19 protein-coding genes, 3 tRNA genes and 2 pseudogenes are annotated in these 24,328 nt (G+C 36.5%); 16 read left to right on the plus strand and 8 right to left on the minus strand.

The window, feature by feature from the left end:
* Positions 1–27: 27 nt before the first annotated feature.
* The gene (locus tag EL097_RS03075) at positions 28–1,251 is read right to left on the minus strand and encodes a S1C family serine protease (RefSeq protein WP_099983153.1); all 1,224 of its coding nucleotides are present in this window, start codon (positions 1,249–1,251) and stop codon (positions 28–30) included.
* Between the two features lie 212 nt (positions 1,252–1,463).
* Between EL097_RS03075 and rlmH the strand changes: the two genes are divergently transcribed.
* Positions 1,464–1,943 carry a 23S rRNA (pseudouridine(1915)-N(3))-methyltransferase RlmH gene (rlmH, locus tag EL097_RS03080; protein WP_003045866.1) on the plus strand — a complete coding sequence of 160 codons (480 nt, stop codon included), beginning with the start codon at positions 1,464–1,466 and terminating at the stop codon, positions 1,941–1,943.
* Positions 1,944–2,021: 78 nt separating this feature from the next.
* On the opposite strand, the gene EL097_RS03085 is transcribed toward rlmH, so the two are convergent.
* A tRNA-Arg gene (locus EL097_RS03085) sits at positions 2,022–2,095 on the minus strand.
* 167 nt (positions 2,096–2,262) lie between these two features.
* On the opposite strand from EL097_RS03085, the pseudogene EL097_RS03090 reads away from it, so the two are divergent.
* From EL097_RS03090 to recF, 4 genes and pseudogenes are all read left to right on the plus strand, one after another.
* Positions 2,263–3,087: pseudogene (locus EL097_RS03090) on the plus strand (DDE-type integrase/transposase/recombinase).
* Positions 3,088–3,312: 225 nt separating this feature from the next.
* Positions 3,313–4,213, plus strand: a pseudogene (locus EL097_RS03095) (IS30 family transposase).
* Between the two features lie 79 nt (positions 4,214–4,292).
* Positions 4,293–4,706 carry a S4 domain-containing protein YaaA gene (gene yaaA, locus EL097_RS03100; RefSeq protein ID WP_003045861.1) on the plus strand — a complete coding sequence of 138 codons (414 nt, stop codon included), beginning with the start codon at positions 4,293–4,295 and terminating at the stop codon, positions 4,704–4,706.
* Between the two features lies 1 nt (position 4,707).
* Entirely contained in the window at positions 4,708–5,811 is a 1,104-nt protein-coding gene (gene recF, locus EL097_RS03105; protein WP_003045859.1) for a DNA replication/repair protein RecF, read from the plus strand.
* Positions 5,812–5,922: 111 nt separating this feature from the next.
* On the opposite strand, the gene EL097_RS03110 is transcribed toward recF, so the two are convergent.
* The 3 genes from EL097_RS03110 to trpS form a co-directional block, all read right to left on the minus strand.
* Positions 5,923–6,786 (minus strand): GRP family sugar transporter, encoded by an 864-nt coding sequence (locus EL097_RS03110; protein WP_003045857.1) that lies wholly within the window; start codon positions 6,784–6,786, stop codon positions 5,923–5,925.
* Positions 6,787–6,948: 162 nt separating this feature from the next.
* Positions 6,949–8,430, minus strand: coding sequence for an IMP dehydrogenase (guaB, locus tag EL097_RS03115; protein ID WP_003045855.1), 1,482 nt, complete (start codon positions 8,428–8,430; stop codon positions 6,949–6,951).
* 375 nt (positions 8,431–8,805) lie between these two features.
* Positions 8,806–9,828, minus strand: a complete 1,023-nt coding sequence (trpS, locus tag EL097_RS03120) for a tryptophan--tRNA ligase (RefSeq protein WP_129544933.1) — start codon at positions 9,826–9,828, stop codon at positions 8,806–8,808.
* A 420-nt stretch (positions 9,829–10,248) separates the two neighbouring features.
* Between trpS and EL097_RS03125 the strand changes: the two genes are divergently transcribed.
* The 3 genes from EL097_RS03125 (at position 10,249) to EL097_RS03135 (ending at position 15,481) form a co-directional block, all read left to right on the plus strand.
* The gene (locus EL097_RS03125) at positions 10,249–11,121 is read left to right on the plus strand and encodes a YitT family protein (protein ID WP_003045851.1); all 873 of its coding nucleotides are present in this window, start codon (positions 10,249–10,251) and stop codon (positions 11,119–11,121) included.
* An 81-nt stretch (positions 11,122–11,202) separates the two neighbouring features.
* The gene (locus EL097_RS03130; RefSeq protein WP_003045849.1) at positions 11,203–12,822 is read left to right on the plus strand and encodes an ATP-binding cassette domain-containing protein; all 1,620 of its coding nucleotides are present in this window, start codon (positions 11,203–11,205) and stop codon (positions 12,820–12,822) included.
* Positions 12,823–12,904: 82 nt separating this feature from the next.
* On the plus strand, positions 12,905–15,481 hold the full coding sequence (locus EL097_RS03135) for a YfhO family protein (RefSeq protein ID WP_003045847.1): 2,577 nt from the start codon (positions 12,905–12,907) through the stop codon (positions 15,479–15,481).
* Positions 15,482–15,619: 138 nt separating this feature from the next.
* On the opposite strand, the gene EL097_RS03140 is transcribed toward EL097_RS03135, so the two are convergent.
* Both EL097_RS03140 and EL097_RS03145 read right to left on the minus strand, forming a co-directional pair.
* Positions 15,620–15,693: transfer RNA gene (locus EL097_RS03140), tRNA-Asn, on the minus strand.
* Between the two features lie 33 nt (positions 15,694–15,726).
* Positions 15,727–15,798, minus strand: a tRNA-Glu gene (locus tag EL097_RS03145).
* A 426-nt stretch (positions 15,799–16,224) separates the two neighbouring features.
* Here EL097_RS03145 and yfmF point away from each other — a divergent pair.
* The 8 genes from yfmF to EL097_RS03185 all read left to right on the plus strand — a co-directional run bounded on the left by yfmF (position 16,225) and on the right by EL097_RS03185 (position 23,624).
* Positions 16,225–17,469 carry an EF-P 5-aminopentanol modification-associated protein YfmF gene (gene yfmF / locus EL097_RS03150; protein WP_003045845.1) on the plus strand — a complete coding sequence of 415 codons (1,245 nt, stop codon included), beginning with the start codon at positions 16,225–16,227 and terminating at the stop codon, positions 17,467–17,469.
* A gap of 1 nt (position 17,470) precedes the next feature.
* Positions 17,471–18,754: an EF-P 5-aminopentanol modification-associated protein YfmH gene (yfmH, locus tag EL097_RS03155; RefSeq protein ID WP_003045843.1), complete on the plus strand. Its 1,284-nt coding sequence runs from the start codon at positions 17,471–17,473 to the stop codon at positions 18,752–18,754.
* 49 nt (positions 18,755–18,803) lie between these two features.
* Complete coding sequence (locus EL097_RS03160; protein WP_003045842.1) at positions 18,804–19,832, plus strand: helix-turn-helix domain-containing protein; 1,029 nt, start codon at positions 18,804–18,806, stop codon at positions 19,830–19,832.
* A gap of 13 nt (positions 19,833–19,845) precedes the next feature.
* Positions 19,846–20,388, plus strand: coding sequence for a CDP-diacylglycerol--glycerol-3-phosphate 3-phosphatidyltransferase (gene pgsA, locus EL097_RS03165; RefSeq protein ID WP_003045841.1), 543 nt, complete (start codon positions 19,846–19,848; stop codon positions 20,386–20,388).
* Between the two features lie 2 nt (positions 20,389–20,390).
* The gene (locus tag EL097_RS03170) at positions 20,391–21,230 is read left to right on the plus strand and encodes an energy-coupling factor ABC transporter ATP-binding protein (protein WP_003045840.1); all 840 of its coding nucleotides are present in this window, start codon (positions 20,391–20,393) and stop codon (positions 21,228–21,230) included.
* A complete protein-coding gene (locus EL097_RS03175; protein ID WP_003045839.1) occupies positions 21,206–22,048 on the plus strand; it encodes an energy-coupling factor transporter ATPase in 843 nt (280 codons plus the stop codon). The genes EL097_RS03170 and EL097_RS03175 overlap by 25 nt, the downstream gene beginning before the upstream one ends.
* Positions 22,041–22,841 (plus strand): energy-coupling factor transporter transmembrane component T family protein, encoded by an 801-nt coding sequence (locus tag EL097_RS03180; protein ID WP_003045838.1) that lies wholly within the window; start codon positions 22,041–22,043, stop codon positions 22,839–22,841. Before EL097_RS03175 ends, EL097_RS03180 begins: the two co-directional genes overlap by 8 nt.
* Positions 22,842–23,015: 174 nt before the next feature.
* Positions 23,016–23,624, plus strand: a complete 609-nt coding sequence (locus EL097_RS03185) for a transglycosylase SLT domain-containing protein (protein ID WP_003045837.1) — start codon at positions 23,016–23,018, stop codon at positions 23,622–23,624.
* A 520-nt stretch (positions 23,625–24,144) separates the two neighbouring features.
* Here the strand turns inward: EL097_RS03185 and EL097_RS10835 are convergent.
* Entirely contained in the window at positions 24,145–24,327 is a 183-nt protein-coding gene (locus tag EL097_RS10835) for an HAD hydrolase-like protein (RefSeq protein WP_003045836.1), read from the minus strand.
* Position 24,328: the final 1 nt, after the last annotated feature.

Below are 24,328 nucleotides of genomic sequence, written 5' to 3' on the forward strand. Positions count from 1 at the left end.
TTAATCTTTTATCAGATAGCAGAAAGCTTATTGCGCTTTACTTAAATCTTGTGTAGTCTTCGTTAATTTGATGTCTGCTTTTTTCTTTGCTGTCCCTCTGTAAAAGGTTACTTTGATAGTATCATTAATGTTATGTCCATATAAATTACTTTGAAGATCACTAATTGAGTTGACGGCTTTACCATCGATTTCGGTAATCACATCGTACTGAGTAAGTTTACCTGTAGCTGGCATGCCAGCTTGAACAGAAGCGACTACAATCCCACTTGTCACACTGGTTGGAATATTGATTTGACGAAGGGCATTGGTTGATAAATCATTTAAGTTAACCATAGAGATACCAAGGGCAGGTCTGATGACTTCTCCATTGGTTTCTAATTGCTTGATAATTTTGATAACATCACTAGATGGAATAGCAAAGCCGATTCCTTCGACAGCTCCGCTATTACCATTATTACCAGTTGGTGTAGAGGAAATTTTACTTGAATTAATTCCGATGACTTGTCCTTCGATATTAATGAGTGGACCACCAGAGTTTCCTGGATTAATGGCAGCGTCTGTTTGAATAGCATTGGTTGAAATAGTTTCACCATTTTCATTTTTTAAGGTAACAGTACGACTGAGACTTGAAACAATCCCTTCGGTGACAGAATTGGCATATTGAGTTCCTAAAGGACTACCTATAGCAATAGCTACTTCTCCAACATTAAGTTTGCTTGAATCAGCAAATTCCGCGATTGTTTTAATCTTATCAGAAGAAATTTTGACAACTGCTAAGTCAGAATAGGTATCAGCGCCGACTAATTCCCCAACCACTTTAGATCCATCAGCCATAAGGATTTCAATGCGCTTAGCACCATCAATAACGTGATTATTAGTAACAACATAGGCAGAATTACCGTCTTTTCGATAAATGACACCAGAACCTTCGCTAAAAATTGTTAGTTCAGCATCCTTATTTTCTTTTGCCTGATCCTCTCCAAAAAGTTTTATGTAAGGATTAGACAAAGATGAAGAAGGATCATCTTGATAATTAATAACGGATACCACTGCATTTTGAATAACGTTAACAGCTTTTGTAGTATCAGTGGTATTATTGAAAACCATTTTACTGGTTGTTGCACTACCTGAGTGTGACGTAGAAGAAGATTGTTGACTAGTATTATTAACTGTAACAATAGCCAAGATTCCTCCTAAAAATCCGATGAGTGTAATACCTAAGAATTTTAAGATATGTTTCATAGTGGGCATGTTCTTACCTCCGAATAATTTTCCCATAGCTTATAAAACTTTGCTTAATTATACCTTAAAAAAAGGAAAAAGAAAAGTAATCCACAACTTGTGGAAAACTTTTTCTGATGGGAAATAAAAGCTAGTAATAAAGGCTTTTTTATAAGATGAAAAGAAATAAACATGTGGATAAACTGTGTAAAAAGTTTAGCTTCTATGGTACAATGACAGGTATGAAAGTAAAACTAATTTGTGTTGGAAAATTAAAAGAAAAGTACTTGAAAGATGGCATTTTAGAATATCAGAAAAGACTCTCACGTTTTTGTCAATTTGAAATGATTGAGTTAGCTGATGAAAAAACACCGGATAAGGCCAGTGAAGCTGAAAATCAATTGATTATGGCGAAAGAAGCTCAGCGCATTGAAAAGAAAATTGGGCAACGTGATTTCGTCATTGTCTTAGCCATTGAAGGAAAACAATTTCCTTCAGAAAAGTTCAGTCAATTACTATCAGAAACAACTACTAAGGGATATTCAAATATTACGTTTATTATTGGAGGAAGTCTTGGACTTGATCTTAAAATTAAAAAAAGGGCCAACGTATTAATGAGCTTTGGTTTATTAACCCTACCTCATCAGCTAATGCGGCTGGTTCTTACTGAGCAGATTTATCGCGCTTTTATGATTGCACAAGGAAGTCCCTATCATAAATAAAGTGGGTTTCGTGTGAAACAAAAGAGGAATGATTCAAAGACCAAAAAAGCACTGACAAATCAGTGCTTTTTTATTATCTGATCCCAGCAGGATTCGAACCTGCGACCGTTCGCTTAGAAGGCGAATGCTCTATCCAGCTGAGCTATGAGACCTTAGCTCCCTTATTTTAACAAAAATCATCTAAGCCTGTCAACGGTTATTTTGATAGTGTTGATGAGCAGGTGTAGCGTTACAATAGATGTGAGACCTTAGGTACCAAAAAAGAAGAAACCTTGATATGATAATAGTAACCACACAACCATCATGAAGGAATCTTCTCGTGACTAGTGTATCACAAAATCTTCGTTATTTGCCACATACAATTGATACACGCTATCATGCCGTTCTAACCTATCGTAACGGTGCCTCTGTCAACTTCCTCTGCAGAAGATACAACGTTTCAAAAGCCTCTCTCATGCGTTGGAATAAGCATTTCGATGGAACGAAAGAGTCTCTCAGAGACAAATCCCATAGACCGCTCAAACCTCATCCAAAGGCACATACCATGCAAGAGTTGACCTGAATTCAAAACTGTATCCGCAGAAATCCAACTGCCACTCTCATTGAAATCTTCTACAAGCTGAAAACCAAAAAAGGTTGTGACCGACAGCCTTGCGCGCTCTTTCGTGTCTTGAGAAAGCTAGGATTCTTCAAAGAAAACCTGAAAAATATGATGGATGAAGCTTCCAGAGAACGATTGATCTTCCCTTTCAAAGAACAGAGTTCTCATTCTACTGTTCTCTTTGTCAAAATGGCTATCAAACACTTCGGTTATAAGCCTCAAATCATACAAACTGACAATGGCGTTGAGTTCACACATTTTAAAGAAACCAAGCAAGTACACCCTCTGGATATTCTCTGCCAACAACTGGGCATCGAACACAAATGTATTCGTCCTCGTACGCCTAGACATAATGGGAAAGTCGAACGCAGCCATCGAAATGACAACAGACGCTTCTACCGCCACTTGAAATTTTACTCCTACGACGACCTCATCAAACAGATGAAACGCTAGCTCTATCTCTCCAACAGGCTTCCTATGCAGACGCTTAATTGGAAGTCACCTATTGAAATCAGAAAAAGTCTACTAGGAGCTAGTTCCTAGTAGACAATATCATATCATGTTTTACTTTCTTTCACTTTCGGTCTCACATCATTGACAATTGTACAAAAAGTTAGAAAGTTCTAAAATGAAGTTAGCCACCTAAGGGTATCAAAAAACATCTCAGAGAGGTATAATTGTCATCACCACAACAACAATTAGAAAGGCTCTGAGAGGCAAGACTATTATACACCAAAAAGTAAACAGTTGACACTAGCTGAACGTCGAATGATTGACCATTGGCTTCTAGAAGGACAGTCAAATCGTGAAATAGCGAGAAGATTAGCTAAAGCTCCTCAAACCATTCACAACGAAGTCAAACGTGGGCAAGTTAGACAATAAGTACGTCAGGGGAAATATGAACAAGTTTACTCTGCTGACTTCGCTCAAAAAGCCTATCAAAACAATCGTAAACGTTCTGTTAAGCAGATGACTCTAACCAAAGAACTTAAGGAAAAGATGACTCACTACATCAAACAAAAATACTCTCCTGAGATGATGGTGAAGGCAAAAGGTGTCAACGTTCCTATTTCAACGATATATTACTGGATTCATCATGGACAACTAGGCTTGACCAAGGCTGACAGGCTTTATCCTCGAAAGAATGTAGCTTCAAAAAAAGCAAGCTAGCCCCAATTTTAAGCCTGCTGGAAAGTCTATTGAGGAACGACCTGAAAGCATTAACAATCGTGAGCATAGCGGTGATTTTGAAATTGATACGGTTATTCAAACTCGGGCAAAAAACGAGTGTCTACTGACGCTGACAGACAGAAAAAGCCGCTACCAAATCATCCGACTCATTCCAGATAAGTCGGCTTCTTCAGTGAATCAAGCCTTGAAGTCTATTCTGAAAGTCTATCAGATTAACTCTATCACAGCTGATAATGGTACTGAATTCAGTTGTTTAGCAGAAGTTTTTGATCCTGATTATATCTACTATACCCACCCGTATTCTTCTTGGGAGCGTGGAACTAACGAGAATCACAACAGACTCATTCGGCGTTGGTTACCAAAGGGAAGTAAAAATGCGACTCAACAACAAGTCGCATTTATTGAAAATGGGATTAATAACTACCCAAAGAAACTACTTGATTACAAATCTCCTAAAGAGTTTTTACAGACTGGCTAACTTACACTTGAAATTTGGCCTATTATTATTTATTCTCTTTTTATGCTATAATGACTTGAATTATAAAATGGAGATAAGTATGACATACAAATTATTTACAGAATTTATTACCCTTCAAGCTTTACTAAAAGAATTAGGAATTATCCAAAGTGGGGGGGCTGTTAAGAAATTCCTTGCTGAAACAACTGTTCTATTTAATGGAGAAAATGAAAAACGCCGCGGTAAAAAAATTAGAATTGGTGATACGATTTCTCTGCCTGATCAAGATATAACTATTACTATTATTGAACCAAGTCAAGAAGAAAAAGAAGAATTTGCTGAAGAAATGGCTGAAAAGGGACGTGTTGCTGCCTTAGTCAAACAAATGAACCAAACCAATAAAAAATCAGCTTCTAAGCCACAAAAACGTCAAACTGATAAAAGAAAGTCACGAAAATCTGACACTAAAACAAAAGGGAAAACCGCCGTACCTGTCCGCTTTCCGGGGATTTAATATGTGGATCAAAGAATTACAACTAAAACATTATCGTAATTACAACCAGCTTTCTGCCGAATTTTCTTCTGGTTTAAATGTCTTTATTGGTAATAATGCTCAAGGAAAAACCAATTTTCTGGAAGCCATCTATTTTTTATCGCTCACAAGAAGCCATCGAACGAGGATTGATAAAGAATTAATCCACTTTGACCAGTCAAGTGTCTCCCTTTCTGGTAAGATTAGCCGCATTAGTGGTACTGTTGATTTGGAAATTAACCTTTCAGACAAAGGACGTGTGACAAAAATCAATTCCTTAAAGCAAGCGAAATTGTCTGACTACATTGGAATCATGATGGTTGTGCTCTTTGCACCAGAAGATTTACAACTGGTCAAAGGAGCTCCTAGTCTGCGCCGCAAATTCATTGACGTTGATTTGGGACAAATCAAGCCTATTTATTTATCAGATTTGACACATTACAATCATGTACTGAAGCAACGTAACACTTATTTAAAGAGTGCCCAACATATTGACGCAGATTTTCTAGCTGTTTTAGATGAACAATTAGCTGATTATGGCAGCCGAGTAATGGAACATCGCAGTGATTTTATCAATGCCCTAGAAAAAGAGGCTAATAGGCACCATCAAGCCATCTCAAATGATTTAGAAAACCTTTCACTTGCTTATGACTCCTCAGTTCCTTTTGAAAACAAAGGGGAAATTTACAAGCAATTCTTACAGCTACTTAAAAAAAATCATCAGAAAGATTCCTTCCGTAAAACTACCAGTGTGGGCCCACATCGAGATGATCTGGCTTTTTACATTAATGATATGAATGCTAATTTTGCAAGCCAAGGACAACACCGTAGCCTTATACTCTCTTTAAAAATGGCTGAAGTCAGTTTAATGAAAGACTTGACAGGAGATAATCCTATCCTTTTATTGGATGATGTCATGAGTGAGTTAGACAATACACGGCAAACAAAGCTACTTAAAACAGTGATGAAAGAAAATGTCCAAACTTTTATCACAACAACAAGCTTGGATCATCTATCACAATTACCAAAAAATATCCGTATTTTTCAGGTGACAAAAGGAACCATTCGAGTTGATTCCAAAATGTAAAATAACAAAAGAAAATTGTACTACATCCCAAAAATTAACTTTGGGAGACTAACTTTTCATAATAGAAAGAGGATCCAGCTTGCTGAATCCTCTTTTACTATAACAATATGATCAAGACTTGACAATACCTAATAAAATGGCACCTACGATGAAACAGATAATACCTGTCACAACCCAACGCATTTCTTTTTTAGTTTTGCTTTCACCTAGGAATAAAATGCCTCCAACAATAGAAATGATAGCACCTAACTGTGAGAAACTAAAGGCAATTGCTAATCCTGCTTTTGAAGCAGCTAACAACATGAAAATATTCCCAATTCCCCAAAGTAATCCAACAACGCTATTTTTAATCACATAGTGATCAAACGATACTTTAAATGACATAAAGGTTGCGGCACCAAGCACCATACCAACTGCCATCGGTAAGATAACAGAGAGCACATCAAATTTCATGATGTTATTAAATAATACCGCATACATCACATAACCAATAGTTGAATAAGTGAGCGCTCTAAATCCTTTTGAGAAATTGTGGAGATGATTTACTTGTGCATTAGCATCATCTTGTTTACTTGAAAAGTAGAAACCAATAATTAAAAGCAAGAGGGCTAAACTTCCTATTATAAATTGCATAGGCCTCGTCCACTCGTGAAAAACAAGAACTCCGATTAAACTTCCCAAGACAAGTTGAGAGCCACTTGACAAGGGATTAGCAACGGAGACCCCCATGTATTGCATGGCGTGAAATTGACCTGTTTGACCAATCGACCAGATAAAACCACCTAGAATACCAAAAATCCAAAGCTGCAAGGTCATTTCAGGTCTAACTATCAACCAAACAACCAGTGCAAATAGTAAAGCCCCTAAAGTCATTCCAAACGTTTGTTGTGAGGGTTTACCACCAATTTTATTACTGACAAAACCAATACTTCCCCAAGCAAACATGGGAACAAGTGCATACAAAATACCTTCCAAAATGCTATCTCCTTTACAGTAAGTTTACAACATTATAAATTTTCTATCATTAAAGTGTTTTCACACGAGAACTAATTATAGCTTATTTGGTAGGAAAATACAATATGATTCACTAAAAAAGGCTGAGTCTAGTCTCAGCCTCTAGATTAGTTTACTCTCATCTTAGTGAACAGAATAATTTGGTGCTTCATTTGTAATTTGGACATCATGCGGATGGCTTTCAATCAAACCTGCACCTGACATTTCAACAAACTGAGCATTGTCATGTAATTCTTGAATATCACCTGCTCCAACATAGCCCATACCTGAGCGGATACCACCTAACATTTGGAAAACAATATCTGAAGCGGCTCCTTTGTATGCTACACGTCCTTCAATACCTTCTGGAACTAGCTTATTAGCTTCATTGACAGAACCTTGGAAGTAACGGTCGCTTGACCCTTTTTTCATCGCTGCAATAGAGCCCATTCCACGGTAAGTTTTGAATTTACGACCTTGATAGATTTCAGTTTCTCCTGGTGCCTCATCAGTACCTGCAAACATTGAACCAAGCATAACAGCATTTCCACCAGCTGCGAGAGCCTTCACAATATCACCAGAGTATTTAATACCACCATCGGCAATAATGGTTTTACCATATTCACGAGCAACAGCAGCAGCATCGTAAATAGCAGTAACTTGAGGAACACCAACACCTGCAACCACACGAGTGGTACAGATAGATCCTGGACCAATACCCACTTTAACAACATCGACACCTGCATCATAAAGAGCACGCGCTCCCTCAGCAGTGGCAATATTTCCAGCAATCAAGGTACGATTTGGGAAGTGAGCACGAATTTCAGCAATTTTTCTAAGAACACCAGCCGAATGACCATGTGCTGTATCAATAACAATCGCATCTGCCCCAGCTTCAAACAAGGCCTCAGCACGTTCAAAAGTATCTGAGGTAACACCTACCGCAGCAGCGACCAGAAGACGACCAAATTCATCTTTAGCAGCATGTGGAAATTCGATAACTTTTTCAATATCTTTGATGGTGATTAAACCAGACAGACGACCGCTATCATCAACCAAAGGAAGCTTTTCGATACGGTGTTCATGAAGAATACGCTCTGCAGTTTCAAGATCTGTTCCAACAGCAGCCGTAACCAGTTGTTCACTGGTCATGTGAGCGGAAATAGGAGCATCGTAATCAGAAATAAAACGCATATCACGGTTAGTAATGATACCAACCAACTTACGGTTTGTTAAAGTTTCAACAATTGGTACACCACTGATACGGTAACGTTGCATCAATTCTTCTGCTTCGGAAACCTTGTGTTCAGGCGTTAAAAAGAATGGATCAATGATGACACCATTTTCAGAACGTTTTACCTTGCGAACTTCTTCTGCTTGCTCAGCAATAGACATGTTTTTATGAATGACACCTAAACCACCTGCACGCGCAATTGCAATAGCCATTTTACTGTCAGTAACAGTATCCATAGCTGCTGTAATAATTGGGATATTTAATGTCAAATTGTTTGCAAGTTTCGTTTTTAGACTGACCTCATTTGGAAGAACATGACTTTCTGCCGGAATGAGCAAGACATCATCAAAGGTGTAGCCTTTTTTCAAAAATTTAGTGTCCCAATTTGACATTAAGATAATCCTCTTTTCTCTTAGTTTAGGGAATACTTCCCTAGTCTATTTTTTTATTGTTACTATCATATCACGCTAAAATCATTTGTCAACAAAATGTTTCTATATCTCTCATAACAGCTAGAATAACTAAATTATCAGACTTTTTCTTTATCAAACCTAATGTCAAAAGTCAGGTTTATTTTTTAGCAGCTAAAAAGGAGCTGGGTAAAAAGTCCAACTCCTAATTTTATTTAAGCTAGCATTGCAAGACGCAGTGGTTGATTGGCATCTTTGTTCTCTTGTCAATCTTCAAAGATAGCCTAATCAACTGTGCGGGGGTGGGAAAACGAACTCTTTGTTGATTGCTATAAATTCTTTCCCACTCCCAAGTGTTTAGAAATAATGAATTCCCATTGCTGACTTGACTTCTGATAACGTTTGAGCCGCTACAGCCTGAGCTTTTTGACTTCCTTCTTGTAACATACGGAAGACTTCTCCCATATCTTTGGCATATTCTAAACGTTTTTCACGAATTGGAGCCAATTCGCGTTCCAAAATATCTAAAAGGTAACGTTTTGTTTTGACGTCTCCTAAACCACCTCTCTGATAATGTTCTTTCATAGCCTCAATATCAGCTTGGTCTTCTTCTCTCCCAAAAATATCTAAGTAGTGGAAAACCATATTGCCTACAATTTGACCCGGATCTTCTATTCTAATATGATTTGGATCGGTGTACATACTCATGACTTTCTTGCGGACAGTATCAGCATCATCTGAAAGATAGATTCCATTTCCCAATGATTTAGACATTTTGGCATTGCCATCAAGACCAGGTAAACGCCCAGCTTTTTCATTTTCTGGGTAAATCCCCTCAGGTTCTACTAAGCATTCCGTGTGATAAGTATGATTGAAACTTCTCACAATTTCACGTGTTTGTTCAATCATTGGCTTTTGGTCATTTCCAACGGGAACAAAATTAGCTTTAAAAGCTGTAATATCAGCTGCTTGTGAGATAGGGTAAACAAGGAAACCAGATGGAATGCTTTCGCCAAAACCTTTCTGAGCAATTTCGGTTTTAACGGTTGGGTTTCTTTCCAAACGTGCCAACGATACTAGATTCATATAATACATGGTCAATTCAGCTAATTCTGGAATCTGACTTTGAATAAAAATCGTTGATCGGCTTGGATCCAAACCTACAGAAAGGTAATCCAAAGCGACATTCCCTATAGATTCTTTAATCAACTCTGATTCCTTAGCATGATCTGTCAAAGCTTGTTGGTCAGCCAAGAAAACAAACATATTGTATCTGTCTTCATTTTGTAAAATGACACGATTCTTTAAACTTCCAACATAGTGCCCTAAATGTAATTTACCGGTTGGCCTATCTCCAGTTAAAATAATTGGTTTTGTCATCAATTTCTCCCCAGTTTTTTCCTTCACATTAAAAAATCCCCACGCTAAAACAGCGTGAGGGCGTCATGACAAGTAATACGCGGTACCACCTCAATTAATATCTCTGATAAAACAGGATAGTATCTCAATCTTCTCTATAATTAAGAAGTTGCACGATAAGGGGTGCCGACCTGAAAGTTATGTTTTCCTCTCAAAATAACCATTAGCCCATTTCATCTTGCTTGTTGTCAGCTTCCACCAATCGCTAACTCTCTAAAAACAAGGAAAAGATTACTTTTCTAACGTAGCATTATTCTATGAAATTTCGGGTTATTTGTCAAGTTCCTTAAATTTTTAAAAAATAAGTCTTGACGGTCTCAGCCCATTTAAGAGATAATGAATCTACCATTTTTAAGCATTAGAAAAGGAGCTTTTAAAAGCATGAAAAAACGAGTTATTGATTTGCTACTTGTTACCATTGGAACCTTTATCGCCGCCATTGGTTTTAACACCATGTTTGTTAATAATCATATTGCTTCTGGTGGTATGGTCGGTATTTCAGTAGTCATGAAAGCCCTTTTTGGCATCAGTCCATCACTCTTTTTAATGCTGAGTAATATTCCTCTATTATTAATGTGCTATTTCTTTCTTGGGAAACAAAATGTCATCAAAACACTTTACGGTTCATGGATTTATCCTATTGCTATTCGGTTAACCAATCAATTACCTACCTTAACGCACAATCAATTGTTAGCAGCGATTTTTGGCGGCATTATTTGTGGAATTGGTCTAGGAATGGTTTTTTGGGGAAATTCCTCAACGGGAGGAACAGGTATTTTGACCCAAATCCTTCACAAATACTCTCCTTTGTCTCTAGGAGTTGCCATGACTATTATTGACGGTATTAGTGTTCTCATGGGGTTAATGGCTCTCTCTGCAGATGACGTCATGTATTCAACTATTGGTTTATTAATCATCGGATATGTAATTAGTATCATGGAAAATGGTTTCGATTCATCAAAGAATGTCATGATAATTTCCAAAGATTATCAAGCTATCCAAGAATATATCACAACTGTTATGGACCGTGGAGTGACCAAAATCCCTATTCGTGGTGGTTATACCACATCAGACAAAGTCATGTTGATGGCTATCGTGTCCACTTATGAATTACCCGCACTTCAAGAAAAAATCCTTGAAATTGACGATACCGCTTTTACCATTGTCATGCCAGCAGCTCAAGTAATGGGACGAGGATTCAGTTTAACCAAACAATACAAACGTGAAGACAAAGATGTTTTATTACCGATGTAGTAGCGATTAGTCCCTTTCTGATTGAAAAAAGGGGCTTTTTTAGATACAATGAAGATTAGATAAATAAGATGAGGTGACAAATTGCTTACAGTTTCTGATGTATCACTACGCTTTAGTGATCGAAAACTTTTTGATGATGTTAATATCAAATTCACAGCTGGTAATACTTACGGCTTAATCGGTGCCAATGGTGCCGGAAAATCAACCTTCCTTAAAATCCTTGCCGGAGATATTGAACCAAGTACTGGTCATATCTCTTTAGGCTCTGACGAACGCCTTTCTGTTCTTCGACAAAATCACTTTGACTATGAAGAAGAGCGTGCTATTGATGTAGTTATTATGGGAAACGAACAGCTTTACAGCATCATGAAAGAAAAAGATGCCATTTACATGAAAGCTGACTTTTCAGAAGAAGATGGTGTCCGTGCTGCTGAATTAGAAGGTATCTTTGCTGAATTAGGTGGCTGGGAAGCAGAGAGTGAAGCCTCACAGCTTCTCCAAAATCTAAATATTCCAGAAGACCTTCACTACCAAAATATGAGTGAATTAGCTAATGGAGACAAGGTGAAAGTTCTTCTTGCTAAAGCATTATTTGGTAAACCAGATGTTCTATTACTTGACGAGCCAACCAACGGTCTTGATATTCAGTCTATTTCATGGTTAGAAGATTTCTTGATTGATTTTGAAAATACAGTTATCGTTGTTTCCCATGACCGTCACTTCTTAAATAAAGTATGTACCCACATGGCTGATCTTGATTTTGGTAAAATCAAACTCTTCGTAGGTAACTACGATTTCTGGAAACAATCTTCTGAACTAGCTGCTCGTTTGCAAGCTGATCGTAACGCCAAAGCAGAAGAAAAAATCAAGGAACTACAAGAATTCGTTGCTCGTTTCTCAGCTAACGCCTCTAAATCAAAACAAGCTACTTCTCGTAAAAAAATGCTTGATAAGATTGAATTAGAGGAAATCGTCCCATCTAGCCGTAAATACCCATTTATTAATTTTAAAGCAGAACGTGAAATGGGAAATGACTTCCTAACCGTTGAAAACCTTTCTGTCACTGTTGATGGTGAAAAAATCATTGATAATATTAGTTTTATTCTACGTCCAGGTGATAAAACTGCTATTATTGGACAAAATGATATCCAAACAACTGCTCTCATGCGTGCCCTTGCTGGTGACATTGATTACGAAGGAACTATCAAATGGGGAGTAACAACAAGCCGTTCTTACCTTCCAAAAGATAATTCAAAAGATTTTGCCACGGAAGAATCTATTCTTGAATGGTTACGTCAATTTGCCTCAAAAGGGGAAGACGATGACACCTTTTTACGTGGGTTCTTAGGACGAATGCTCTTTTCTGGAGATGAAGTTAAAAAATCAGTTAACGTTCTTTCTGGTGGTGAGAAAGTCCGTGTCATGCTCTCTAAGTTGATGCTATTGAAATCAAACGTTCTTATTCTTGATGATCCAACAAATCACTTAGATTTAGAATCTATTTCAAGTCTTAACGATGGTATCAAAGACTTCAAAGAATCTGTTATCTTTGCCAGTCATGACCATGAATTTATTCAAACTATTGCTAACCATATCGTTGTCATTTCCAAAAATGGTGTTATCGACCGTATTGACGAAACTTATGATGAATTCCTTGACAATCCAGAAGTTCAAACTCGAGTTGCGGAACTTTGGAAATAAAACCTTACGACAAATTAGGTGGCTAAGAAGACTTCTTCCTAGCCTCTTTTTTAAATCTCTTTAATGAAAGATTATCTAGCTTATGAAACATCGTCATAAATGGGTAATTGCTGGTTTTGCTAGTTTCTTTTTACCATTAAGCATCATGTTTATTGTTTTACTATCAATGGGGATTACTTATCATGGTGACAAAACGATTCTAGCCAGCGATGCCTTTCACCAATATGTTATTTTTGCTCAAAATTTTAGAAATATTCTTCATGGTTCTGACAGTCTCTTTTACACTTTTACCAGCGGCTTAGGCCTAAACTTTTATGCTCTAATAAGTTATTATTTAGGGAGTTTTCTTTCTCCTCTTCTTTTCTTTTTCAATTTAACTTCTATGCCTGACGCCCTCTACTTTTTTACCTTAATAAAATTTGGGCTCATTGGTTTAACAGCTTGTTATGCTTTCCATAAGCTTTATCCTACTATAAAAGCTTATTTAATAGTGACCCTCTCTCTTTCCTATAGTTTAATGAGTTTTTTAACTAGTCAACTTGAACTCAATTCTTGGTTGGACGTTTTTATTCTTCTTCCATTGATTTTGTTAGGGCTAACTAAACTCATCATAGAAAAGAAAACGAACTTATATTACTTCAGCATCAGCCTATTATTTATCCAAAATTACTACTTTGGCTATATGGTTGCTATCTTCTCTTTGCTATATGCTCTTATTTGTCTTCTACAACTCAAAAGTTTCAAACTAGCCTTAACTGCTTTTTTGAGATTTACAACAGTGTCACTAATGGCTGTCTTAACAAGTGCTGTCATGCTACTTCCTACCTATTTAGATTTATCAAGCTACGGAGAAACTTTTTCTCCCATCAAACAATTAATCACTAGTAATGCTTGGTATTTAGATATTCCTGCTAAGCTGTCTTTAGGAGTTTATGATACTACCAAATTCAATGCTCTTCCTATGATCTACACAGGTTTATTTCCTCTCCTACTCAGTCTCATTTATTTTACTTTGAAAAGTGTTCCTTTAAAAGTCAAATTAGCTAATGCCATTTTATTAGCTTTCATTGTGTCAAGTTTCTATTTACAACCTTTAGACCTTTTCTGGCAGGGCATGCATGCTCCAAACATGTTTTTACATCGTTACGCCTGGGCTTTTTCGGTAATACTTATCCTACTAGCTTGTGAGGCCCTTTCAAGACAAGAAGAATTTACTAGACAAAAAATAGGGATTGCTTTTCTTCTTCTAAGTCTCCTATTGACAAGTCCTTATTTTTTCACTCAACATTATGATTTCTTAACACCTAGTCTTTTTTTCCTTAATTTTGCTTTTCTAACAGCCTATATTATTTTATTAATTGCCTCAAAAAATAAACAGATCCCTCTCTCTTTTTTAATAAGTTTTACACTTATCTTTACAGTCTTAGAAGCTAGTTTAAATACCTACTACCAACTCAACGGCATCCATCAAGAATGGGGATTTCCTACCCGTCAAGGTTATAATAGACACCTAAAAGACATTGATAAACTTGTTAAGTCAGTGTCAAAACAGAGTCAACCTTTTTTTAGGATGGAACTGTTAACCCCTCAAACCGGAAATGATAGCATGAAATATAACTATCATGGAATATCACAATTTTCGTCTGTTCGAAATCGCCTGTCCAGTTCTTTGCTCGATCGATTAGGTTTTCAATCTCTAGGAACAAATTTAAACCTTAGGTACCAGAACAACACCCTTATTATGGATAGTTTACTCGGTGTCAAATATAATCTTAGTGACAAACCCATCACTAAATTCGGGTTTACGAAAGTGACTACCAGTGGCAACATGATTTTATCACAAAATCATTATAGTAGTCCTTTAGCTTTGCTTACAGATGGTGTTTACAAAGATGTCAATTTAAGTGTCAACACACTTGACAACCAGACCAGATTGTTAAACCAATTAAGTGGCCAATCATTATCTTATTTTCATCTTCAACCTTCTCATCTGGTATCAGGTGCTAAACAGCTGAATCAACAAGTATCGGGACAAGCTTCTAATTTTCAGCAATCAACTATTATTACTTATCAGGTTAGTATTCCCAAACACAGTCAGCTCTATGTGAGCATGCCTCATATTATTTTTTCAAATCCAGATACAAAGGAGGTCCGTGTCCGTATTGATAATCATAGCTACATATACACCACAGATAATGCCTATTCCTTTTTTGATTTAGGTTATTTTAAAGAAGCTAAGATGGCGACAGTCTCCTTTATTTTCCCAAAAAACAAACAGATTAGCTTTAAAGAACCTCATTTTTATAGTTTATCTATTGCATCATATCTCAAAGCTGTTAATCAAATTAATCAAAAAGATGTCCGTGTTCAGACTAGAGCTAATAAGATTGTTGCTAATTATAAGACTAAATCAGTTGGCTCACTTGTCTTTACAATTCCTTATGATAAGGGGTGGTCAGCTCAAAAAGATGGAAAAGTCATTCCTATTACTAAAGCTCAAGGAGGCTTTCTCAAAATTACTGTCCCCAAAGGAAGCGGACAAGTCATTCTTACTTTTATTCCAAATGGTTTTAAATTAGGATTATTCTTTTCCTGTCTAGGAATGACCTTATACTATTTTTTTACTTTTTATCAGAGAAGAAGAAAGAATCTTAAGTGACTTGATGAAACGAATAAGAATAGCTTCTTCTATTTGTTTTGCATAGCATAAAAGAGGCTGTTCACATTGAATAACCTCTTTTATCTTAGTCTTACTAAATAAAAAAATCCTAAGAAAATCTCAGGAAATGTCTTATCACTCCGGCAGTAGGACTCGAACCTACGACATCATGATTAACAGTCATGCGCTACTACCAACTGAGCTATGCCGGAAAAATAAAAAAATTGCCACGATGACAATTCTGATAGTCCGTACGGGATTCGAACCCGTGTTACCGCCGTGAAAAGGCGGTGTCTTAACCCCTTGACCAACGGACCAGAAGTTTTAGAGAAGTTCTCCTTAACACTCTTATTATTATAGCAGATTAATTCTATTTGTCTATACTTTTTTTAAAAAAAGTTTAAACTTTTTGTACAGGTTAAATCTCAAAGTAACTTCTAGGTGTCGTTGAAAACTAGAAATTATACTGAGAATTTAACCAGTCAAAATAAACTAAAAAAGAAGTGAATTAACCTATTTCCAAGTGAGAATTTATTTGATATAATATAGTCTGTATTTTTAAAAATAAAAAGTATCTTGAACTTTTTAAGAGGCGTTATTGTCCTTGTTTTATAGTAAACCTAAGAAGCGAGTAGTCTGCTTCTTTTTTATTTAGGAGTAAAGGATTGGGAAGGTTATCACTCACCTAAGTTGAATAAAAATGGTATAATCGTAAGGATCATACTATTTATTAAGGAAACATTATGAAAATTGTTCAGGGAGTTCAACTTCATCTGATAAAGACTAAACGTTTTAAAACGAATCATATTACTTTTCGCTTTTCGGGTGATTTGAACCAAAAGACAGTGGCAAAAAGGGTCTTAGTTGCCCAAATGTTAGCAACAGCTAATGACAGTTACCCTACCGCTAAACTTTTTAGAGAGAAATTGGCACAACTTTATGGTGCCAGTCTGTCAACTAATGTGTCAACTAAAGGGTTAGTACACATTGTTGATATTGATATTACCTTTGTCCAAGACAAATATGCCTTCCAGGGGGAGAAAGTATTAGATGAGATGATTCACTTGTTAAAAGACATTTTATTTTCTCCTTTGTTGTCAATTGCTCAGTACCAACCTAAAGTTTTTGATATTGAGAAAGCTAATTTAATTAGTTACGTCGAATCGGACAAAGAAGATTCTTTTTATTACAGTTCTCTCAAGGCAAAAGAGTTGTTTTACCTTAATAAGGATTTACAGGTATCAAAATATGGTAGTCCTGAATTAATAGCGAAAGAAACTGCCTATACTAGCTATCAAGAATTTCATAAAATGCTCAATGAAGATCAGATTGATATTTTTGTTCTAGGAGATTTCGATGACTATCGTGTTGTTCAATTACTTCATCAATTTCCTTTTAACAACCGAAAGAAAAAATTAGACTTCTTTTATTTACAAGATGCGGGTAATCTTATCAGAGAATCTATTGAAAAGAAAGCAGTTAACCAATCGATTTTACAGCTAGCCTATCATTTTCCCTTGGTTTTTGGACAAAGAGAATACTATGCTTTGGTGGTCTTAAATGGTTTGTTAGGTTCCTTTGCACATTCTCGTTTTTTTACAAAAATTAGAGAAGAGGAGGGACTTGCTTACAGTATAGGGTGTCGTTTTGATGTTTACACAGGTTTATTTGATGTTTACGCAGGGATTGACAGTCAAAATCGAACCAAAACCCTACAATTAATTGTCAAGGAATTAAATGATATTAAAATGGGCCGATTTTCAGGACAACTCGTTAAAAAAACAAAGTTGATGCTGGTGAGCAATGCCTTACTATCAGAAGATTATAGTAAAACGATGATTGAGATGGTCTATATGTCTTCTTATATTGATCCAACTTACTCTATTGAAAAATGGATGGAGGAGATTGACAAGGTTAGTAAAATAGATATCATTAAGATGGCGAATCTTTTAAAACTCCAGACGGTTTACTTTTTAGAGGGGAAATAAGATGACACAATTAGTAAAGATAGATTATCCTAATATTGACGAAACTCTCTATTATGGAAGGCTGGTTAATGGCTTAACAGTCTATTTTATAAAGAAATCAGGGTACTCAGAAAAAATGGCTATGTTGACAGTCGATTTTGGTTCGCTTGATAATAAGTTGACAGTTGATGGTAAACTACAAAATGCTCCAGAAGGCATTGCTCACTTTTTAGAACATAAACTCTTTGAAGATAAGGCTGGTGAGGATATCTCACTAAAGTTTACACAGTTAGGAGCAGAAACAAATGCCTTTACCACCTTTGAACAAACTAGTTATTTCTTTTCAACAGCTAAAGAGTTTCAAAAAGGCTTAGAGCTTCTTCAGTCTTTTGTTCTATCTGCTAATTTTACAGATGAGTCTGTTAATCGAGAAAGGAAAATCATTGAACAAGAAATTGATATGTATCAGGATGATCCTGACTATCGGGCTTATAGCGGTATCCTCCAAAATTTATTTCCAAAGACAAGTTTAGCTCATGATATTGCTGGGACTAAGGACTCTATTCAAGAGATAACGAAACGTTTATTGGACACACATCATTCTTACTTTTACCACCCTTCCAATATGAGTTTATTAGTGGTTGGTGACATTGATGTTGAAGCAAACTTTTTAGCCATTAAAACCTTTCAAGAGACTCTTCCTTGTCCTGAGAAGAAGATGGTTGCTATCGAGCCCCTACATTATTATCCTGTTGTCACATCATCTTCTATTGATATGGAGGTCACGACTGCCAAATTAGTAGTTGGTTTCCGAGGACATTTAGCTTTAGATCAGTATTCTTTACTAACTTATCGTGTAGCTTTAAAGCTATTGTTGGCGATGCTTTTGGGATGGACTTCTAAAACCTATCATGAGTGGTATGAGGATGGGAAAATAGATGATTCTTTTGATATTGAAGTTGATATTCAAGATAAATTTCAGTTTGTGTTAGTATCACTTGACACTGCTGAACCAATTGCCATGTCTAACCAGATTCGACGACAATTAACACATTTGAACCATTCAAAAGATTTGACTGCTAAGCATCTAATCCTCTTGAAGCAAGAAATGTATGGTGATTTTATTCAAAGCTTAGATTCTATTGAACACTTAACCAGTCAGTTCAATCTTTACTTGACGGATAAAGAAACTTATTTTGATCTTCCAAGAATTATAGAATCCATAACCTTGAAAGATATTTTAGCTATTGGTAAAGCCTTTTTTGAGAAAGCAGATATTTCAGATTTCACTGTCTTTCCAAAATAGGTTAAAATCTGCTATAATGGAGTTATTATAATATTTTTGAGGTACCTGTATGAGTGACAAAAGTCTCGGTGAAGTTTTAAGAGAATCACGTGTTGGAAAAAATATCACGCTAGATGACATCGAATCGAAAACGGGGATTTCTTCCCATTACTTGTTAGCGATGGAATTAGATCAATTTAAGATTATTCCAGAAGAAAAGTTTGATCAATTTTTGAAAGAATACGCTGATATTGTCGAATTAGATTTTATTACTTTAAAGCGGCGTTATCATTATCAAGTGAACGCTAAAAAAAATAGTGATACCAAGTCCGTAACAGAAATTGTTGAAGAGAAGTTGAGCCAGAAACGTTTGCAGGAAAAACGAGCCGCCGAGCAGCGTACGGAATATGTGAAGCTGTCAGAGACTTCTAAAGCTCAAGAAACGCTGGTTATTCCTGTGAAAACTGTTGGTTTGGATTCTAAAACACCTCCTAAGGTTATGCCATCGATGAGTCATTTTAAAGCGGATGACCGTTTAGTTCCTAAGAAGGCAAAGGTGTCACGTTTAAGCCGTTATAGCAATGATGATAGGTCTAAAAAAACGGTAATTCCAGTTGTTATTTTAAGCTTGGTTGCTTTGGCTATCGTGAGCTTTATCTTTTTTGCTGTTTGGCAGCAATTTGAAAAAGGTCAACGAGCTAAAGAGGCTGAAATAGCTTTAATGAAAGCTTCTAAAAAGGCCAAAGAAGCATCAAAAGCAAGTTCCAGTGAGCCTAAAACTCAGATTACGACTGAAGGTGCCGATAACTATTTGGAAGCAACAATTACTAAATCAAAAGAAACTGTTGACATTACGGTTTCATTGACAGAGGCGGAAAATAGCTGGATTTCTTTAACAAATTCGGAAATTGGTGAAAGTGGCATCACCTTAACACAAGATTCTCCAACTTACACTGCAACTTTACCTGCTGACGTCACAGAGTCTCTCTTGACACTTGGTATTACAAAAGGTGTCTCTGTGACTGTTGATGGGCAACCTGTTGATTTATCTGCTTTGACAAGTACTGATTTAAGTTATATTACATTTAAGATTCAATAATTAAGGTACGAAAATGACAAAAAAAGAAAACATTCCCAATTTATTAACGCTTGTTCGCATTATCATGGTTCCCCTCTTTCTTCTTGTTACTTCTTTCTCTAGCGAAATTGGGTGGCATATTTTTGCGGCGATTATTTTTGCAATTGCTAGCTTGACAGACTATTTAGATGGGTATCTTGCAAGGAAGTGGCATGTGGTTACTAATTTTGGGAAGTTTGCCGATCCTTTAGCAGATAAGATGCTTGTCATGACCGCTTTTATCATGTTAGTTGGACTTGACTTGTCTCCTGCGTGGGTATCAGCTGTTATTATTTGTCGAGAATTGGCAGTAACAGGCCTTCGATTATTACTTGTTGAAACAGGTGGAAAGGTTCTTGCTGCTGCTATGCCGGGAAAAATCAAGACAACGACACAAATGCTATCTGTCATTTTCTTACTGTGCCATTGGACATTTCTAGGAAATGTCTTCCTCTACATTGCTCTTTTCTTTACCATTTACTCTGGTTATGACTATTTCAAAGGAGCAAGCTTTCTTTTTAAGGATACCTTTAAATAACCATGACAACTATTATTGAACTCAAGCAAGTCACATTTAGCTACAACCCTAACCAAGAAAAGCCAACGTTAAATCAGGTTTCGTTTCATGTGAAACAAGGCGAATGGTTATCTATTATTGGGCACAATGGTTCTGGAAAATCAACTACTGTCCGTTTGATTGATGGTCTATTAGAGCCAGAGTCCGGAGACATTTTTGTTGATGGCGATTTGTTAACGAAAAAAAATATCTGGGACATTCGTCATAAGATTGGTATGGTATTCCAGAACCCTGATAACCAATTTGTAGGGGCAACAGTTGAAGATGATGTTGCTTTTGGTCTTGAAAATAAAGGAATTCCTCATCAAGAGATGAAAGAACGTGTCAACCATGCGTTACAACTCGTGGGTATGCAAGATTTCAAACATAGAGAACCATCTCGTTTGTCTGGTGGACAAAAACAGCGTGTTGCTATCGCAGGGGCTGTTGCTATGAGGCCAAAAATCATTATTTTAGATGAAGCCACTAGTATGCTTGATCCTAAGGGACGCTTAGAGTTGATTCGGACCATTCAGTCGATTCGTGAGGATTATCAGTTAACAGTGATTTCCATTACCCATGATTTAGATGAAGTCGCTCTTAGTGACAGAGTTTTAGTAATGAAAGATGGACAAGTAGAATCGGCATCCACACCAGAACAATTATTTGCAAGAGGGGATGACCTTCTCCAGTTGGGACTTGATATTCCCTTTACCGCTTCGGTTGTGCGAATGCTTAAAGAAGAGGGGTACCCGATTGAGGCTGACTATCTCACAGAAAAGGAATTAGAAAATCAATTATGTCAATTAATTTCCAAAATGTAAGTTATACATATCAAGTAGGGACTCCTTTTGAAGGGCGTGCCCTTTTTGACATTGATTTAGATATTTTAGATAACTCTTACACAGCTTTTATTGGACATACGGGGTCTGGAAAGTCAACCATTATGCAATTGTTAAATGGGCTACATATTCCGACACAGGGAACTGTTAGGGTTGGCAAGCAGGAAATTACTAATCAGTCTAAAAATAAAGAAATCAAGTCTGTTCGTAAGCATGTGGGGCTGGTGTTTCAATTTCCAGAAAGTCAGCTATTTGAAGAGACAGTTTTGAAAGATGTGGCCTTTGGACCTCAAAATTTCGGAGTCTCTCAGGAGAAAGCAGAAGCTTTAGCACGTGAAAAACTAGCTCTTGTTGGGATTTCAGAAAATCTTTTTGAAAAGAATCCCTTTGAACTCTCAGGAGGGCAAATGCGACGTGTAGCTATTGCTGGCATCTTGGCAATGCAACCGAATGTTTTGGTTTTAGATGAGCCAACTGCTGGTCTTGATCCAAAAGGTCGCAAGGAGTTAATGACTCTGTTTAAAAAGCTTCATCAATTAGGAATGACCATTGTTTTGGTAACTCATTTGATGGATGATGTGGCGAATTATGCAGATTTTGTCTATGTGCTTGAAGAGGGAAAAATTATTTTATCAGGTAGACCTAAGTCTGTTTTTCAGCGAGTTCATTTTTTGGAGGAAAAACAGTTAGGTGTTCCTAAGGTGACTAAATTTGCTCAAAGACTGGTTGACAGAGGTATGCCTATCTCTTCTTTACCTGTTACTTTAGAAGAATTGAGAGAGGTATTGAAGCATGGATAAATTGATTCTTGGTCGTTATATTCCTGGGAATTCTATCATTCATCGTCTTGACCCAAGAAGTAAATTGTTAGCAATGATTATTTATATTATCATTATCTTTTGGGCTAATAATGTCGTAACAAATGTATTGATACTGACCTTTACCTTAGTCATTGTTTGTTTATCAAAAATTAAATTATCTTTCTTTTTAAATGGGGTGAAACCAATGATTGGTATTATCCTCTTTACCACTTTATTTCAGATGTTTTTTACCCAAGGAGGAATCGTTATCTTTCGTTTGGGAATACTGATTATTACTAATTTAGGATTAAGTCAAGCCATTTTAATTTTTATGCGCTTTGTTTTAATTATTTTCTTTTCAACATTGTTAACATTAACGACAACCCCTTTAAGTTTATCCGATGCAGTAGAATCTTTGTTAAACCCTTTGGTAAGATTTAGGGTTCCAGCTCATGAAATTGGGTTAATGCTTTCTTTAAGTTTACGGTTTGTGCCAACTTTAATGGATGATACAACTCGTATCATGAATGCTCAAAAAGCGCGCGGTGTTGATTTTGGTGAGGGGAATCTGATTCAAAAAGTAAAGTCTATTATCCCTATTTTAATTCCACTCTTTGCATCAAGTTTTAAAAGAGCTGATGCCTTAGCCGTTGCTATGGAAGCAAGAGGTTATCAGGGGGGAGAAGGTCGTACGAAATACCGTCAATTAAATTGGCAACTGAAAGATAGTTTAGCAGTTAGTTCCGTTTTCTTATTAGGGAGTCTTCTTTTTTTCTTAAAGAATCCCCTATAACTCTAAATAATAGTAAAGCTCTTCAATTTCATTTAAAGGAATAGAAGGGTTTTTAAATACCCCAGAAATTCTTGTAATATCAATATTTCTGTAATATTTTTAATATATCTTCAACGGTGAGGTAATAATTAAAAGATATTATGGATAACAGAGAAAAGTGAGGTATTTATTTAAATGTTTAAAAAAGAAAATTTAAAACAACGTTATTTTAGTTTTGGGGTTATAGCATTTGCTGTAGCTATGTTAGCTGTGATTTTTGCTTTTTCAAGTAAAAATGTTGATACTGAATCATACGCTAAGAAATCTGAAACTAAAGTCGTCAAAAAAACTAAAAAATCTAGCCCAGAAATGACTAAGGAAGAACCTAAAGAAGCACCAACAAGTGCCTCTTCAGAGGCAGCTCCAACTCCTGAAACAACAGTGACTGCAGCAACACAAGAAACTCAAGTGGTACAACAAGAAGCCACTCAGGCTGTTCAATACACAGCAGCTCCAGTTGCTTATAGTGGAGGCGGTGTTGTTCTTTCAAATGGGAACACTGCTGGCGCTGTAGGGAGTCAAGCAGCGGCACAAATGGCAGCTGCAACAGGTGTACCACAATCAACATGGGAGCACATCATTGCGCGTGAGTCAAATGGAAATCCGAGTGCAGCCAATGCTTCTGGTGCATCAGGTTTATTCCAAACGATGCCAGGCTGGGGTTCAACAGCAACTGTTCAAGACCAAGTGAATTCAGCTTTGAATGCTTATCGTGCACAAGGGTTGTCAGCTTGGGGTTACTAAGAAAAAGTAATACCAACAAAAAAGTCTATCATCAAAAATTAATTGATGGTAGGCTTTTTTTAGATTATGTTGTTATAGGGATTTAATAAGACTTAGAATATCATTGGGATGCGTGATAATATAGTCTCCCTACTAACTTCTAATTCTTCTTGACGTCCCCCCGTGTGATGCCAAGTGTTTTAATCTCAGCTTGTTTTTCTCCAATAAAGTCAAAATTAGTGTCACCAAAAATGAGTGCGCTTTCATTTTGAGTGACATGTTTTTAAACAAGCTTTGATAAGAATCACCTTGTGGCAACGATTGGGAGTGCGACCAAAGATAGCTGTAAAGTAGTTGTCAACGTCTAGATTAGTCAACGTTTGGATAGCCATCGACTCATGTTTACTAGTCGTTACCTATAGGTCAAAGTCAGCTTCAATGAAGCTTTTAAAAGTGCTTCAATTCCTTCATAGAGAGCTTACTTATTCAATGCCAGTTTTTGATAAAAGATTCTAAAATAGGAGATAGCTTGCTCAATTGGTTATTTGGTTTCAAAAAATTCTTTAAAAGTTGTTTCTAAAGGTGGACCGATATAGGTTGACAGAACTTTATTGGTCGGGCACATTTGATTCATGTTGTCAAATGTGTATCTAAAAGCATTTAAAATCCCAGAGCTTGAATCGACCAAGGTACCGTCTAAATCAAATAAAATGGCTTTCAACATA

Source organism: Streptococcus canis (genome assembly GCF_900636575.1).
GTDB lineage: Bacteria > Bacillota > Bacilli > Lactobacillales > Streptococcaceae > Streptococcus > Streptococcus canis.

Bases quoted from the DNA above. Each gene is read 5' to 3' on its own strand.
- EL097_RS03075 (WP_099983153.1), bottom strand. From the start codon at position 1,251: ATGCCCACTATGAAACATATCTTAAAATTCTTAGGTATTACACTCATC.
- rlmH (WP_003045866.1), top strand. From the start codon at position 1,464: ATGAAAGTAAAACTAATTTGTGTTGGAAAATTAAAAGAAAAGTACTTG.
- yaaA (WP_003045861.1), top strand. From the start codon at position 4,293: ATGACATACAAATTATTTACAGAATTTATTACCCTTCAAGCTTTACTA.
- recF (WP_003045859.1), top strand. From the start codon at position 4,708: ATGTGGATCAAAGAATTACAACTAAAACATTATCGTAATTACAACCAG.
- guaB (WP_003045855.1), bottom strand. From the start codon at position 8,430: ATGTCAAATTGGGACACTAAATTTTTGAAAAAAGGCTACACCTTTGAT.
- trpS (WP_129544933.1), bottom strand. From the start codon at position 9,828: ATGACAAAACCAATTATTTTAACTGGAGATAGGCCAACCGGTAAATTA.
- EL097_RS03125 (WP_003045851.1), top strand. From the start codon at position 10,249: ATGAAAAAACGAGTTATTGATTTGCTACTTGTTACCATTGGAACCTTT.
- EL097_RS03135 (WP_003045847.1), top strand. From the start codon at position 12,905: ATGAAACATCGTCATAAATGGGTAATTGCTGGTTTTGCTAGTTTCTTT.
- yfmF (WP_003045845.1), top strand. From the start codon at position 16,225: ATGAAAATTGTTCAGGGAGTTCAACTTCATCTGATAAAGACTAAACGT.
- yfmH (WP_003045843.1), top strand. From the start codon at position 17,471: ATGACACAATTAGTAAAGATAGATTATCCTAATATTGACGAAACTCTC.
- EL097_RS03160 (WP_003045842.1), top strand. From the start codon at position 18,804: ATGAGTGACAAAAGTCTCGGTGAAGTTTTAAGAGAATCACGTGTTGGA.
- pgsA (WP_003045841.1), top strand. From the start codon at position 19,846: ATGACAAAAAAAGAAAACATTCCCAATTTATTAACGCTTGTTCGCATT.
- EL097_RS03170 (WP_003045840.1), top strand. From the start codon at position 20,391: ATGACAACTATTATTGAACTCAAGCAAGTCACATTTAGCTACAACCCT.
- EL097_RS03175 (WP_003045839.1), top strand. From the start codon at position 21,206: ATGTCAATTAATTTCCAAAATGTAAGTTATACATATCAAGTAGGGACT.
- EL097_RS03180 (WP_003045838.1), top strand. From the start codon at position 22,041: ATGGATAAATTGATTCTTGGTCGTTATATTCCTGGGAATTCTATCATT.
- EL097_RS03185 (WP_003045837.1), top strand. From the start codon at position 23,016: ATGTTTAAAAAAGAAAATTTAAAACAACGTTATTTTAGTTTTGGGGTT.
- EL097_RS10835 (WP_003045836.1), bottom strand. From the start codon at position 24,327: ATGTTGAAAGCCATTTTATTTGATTTAGACGGTACCTTGGTCGATTCA.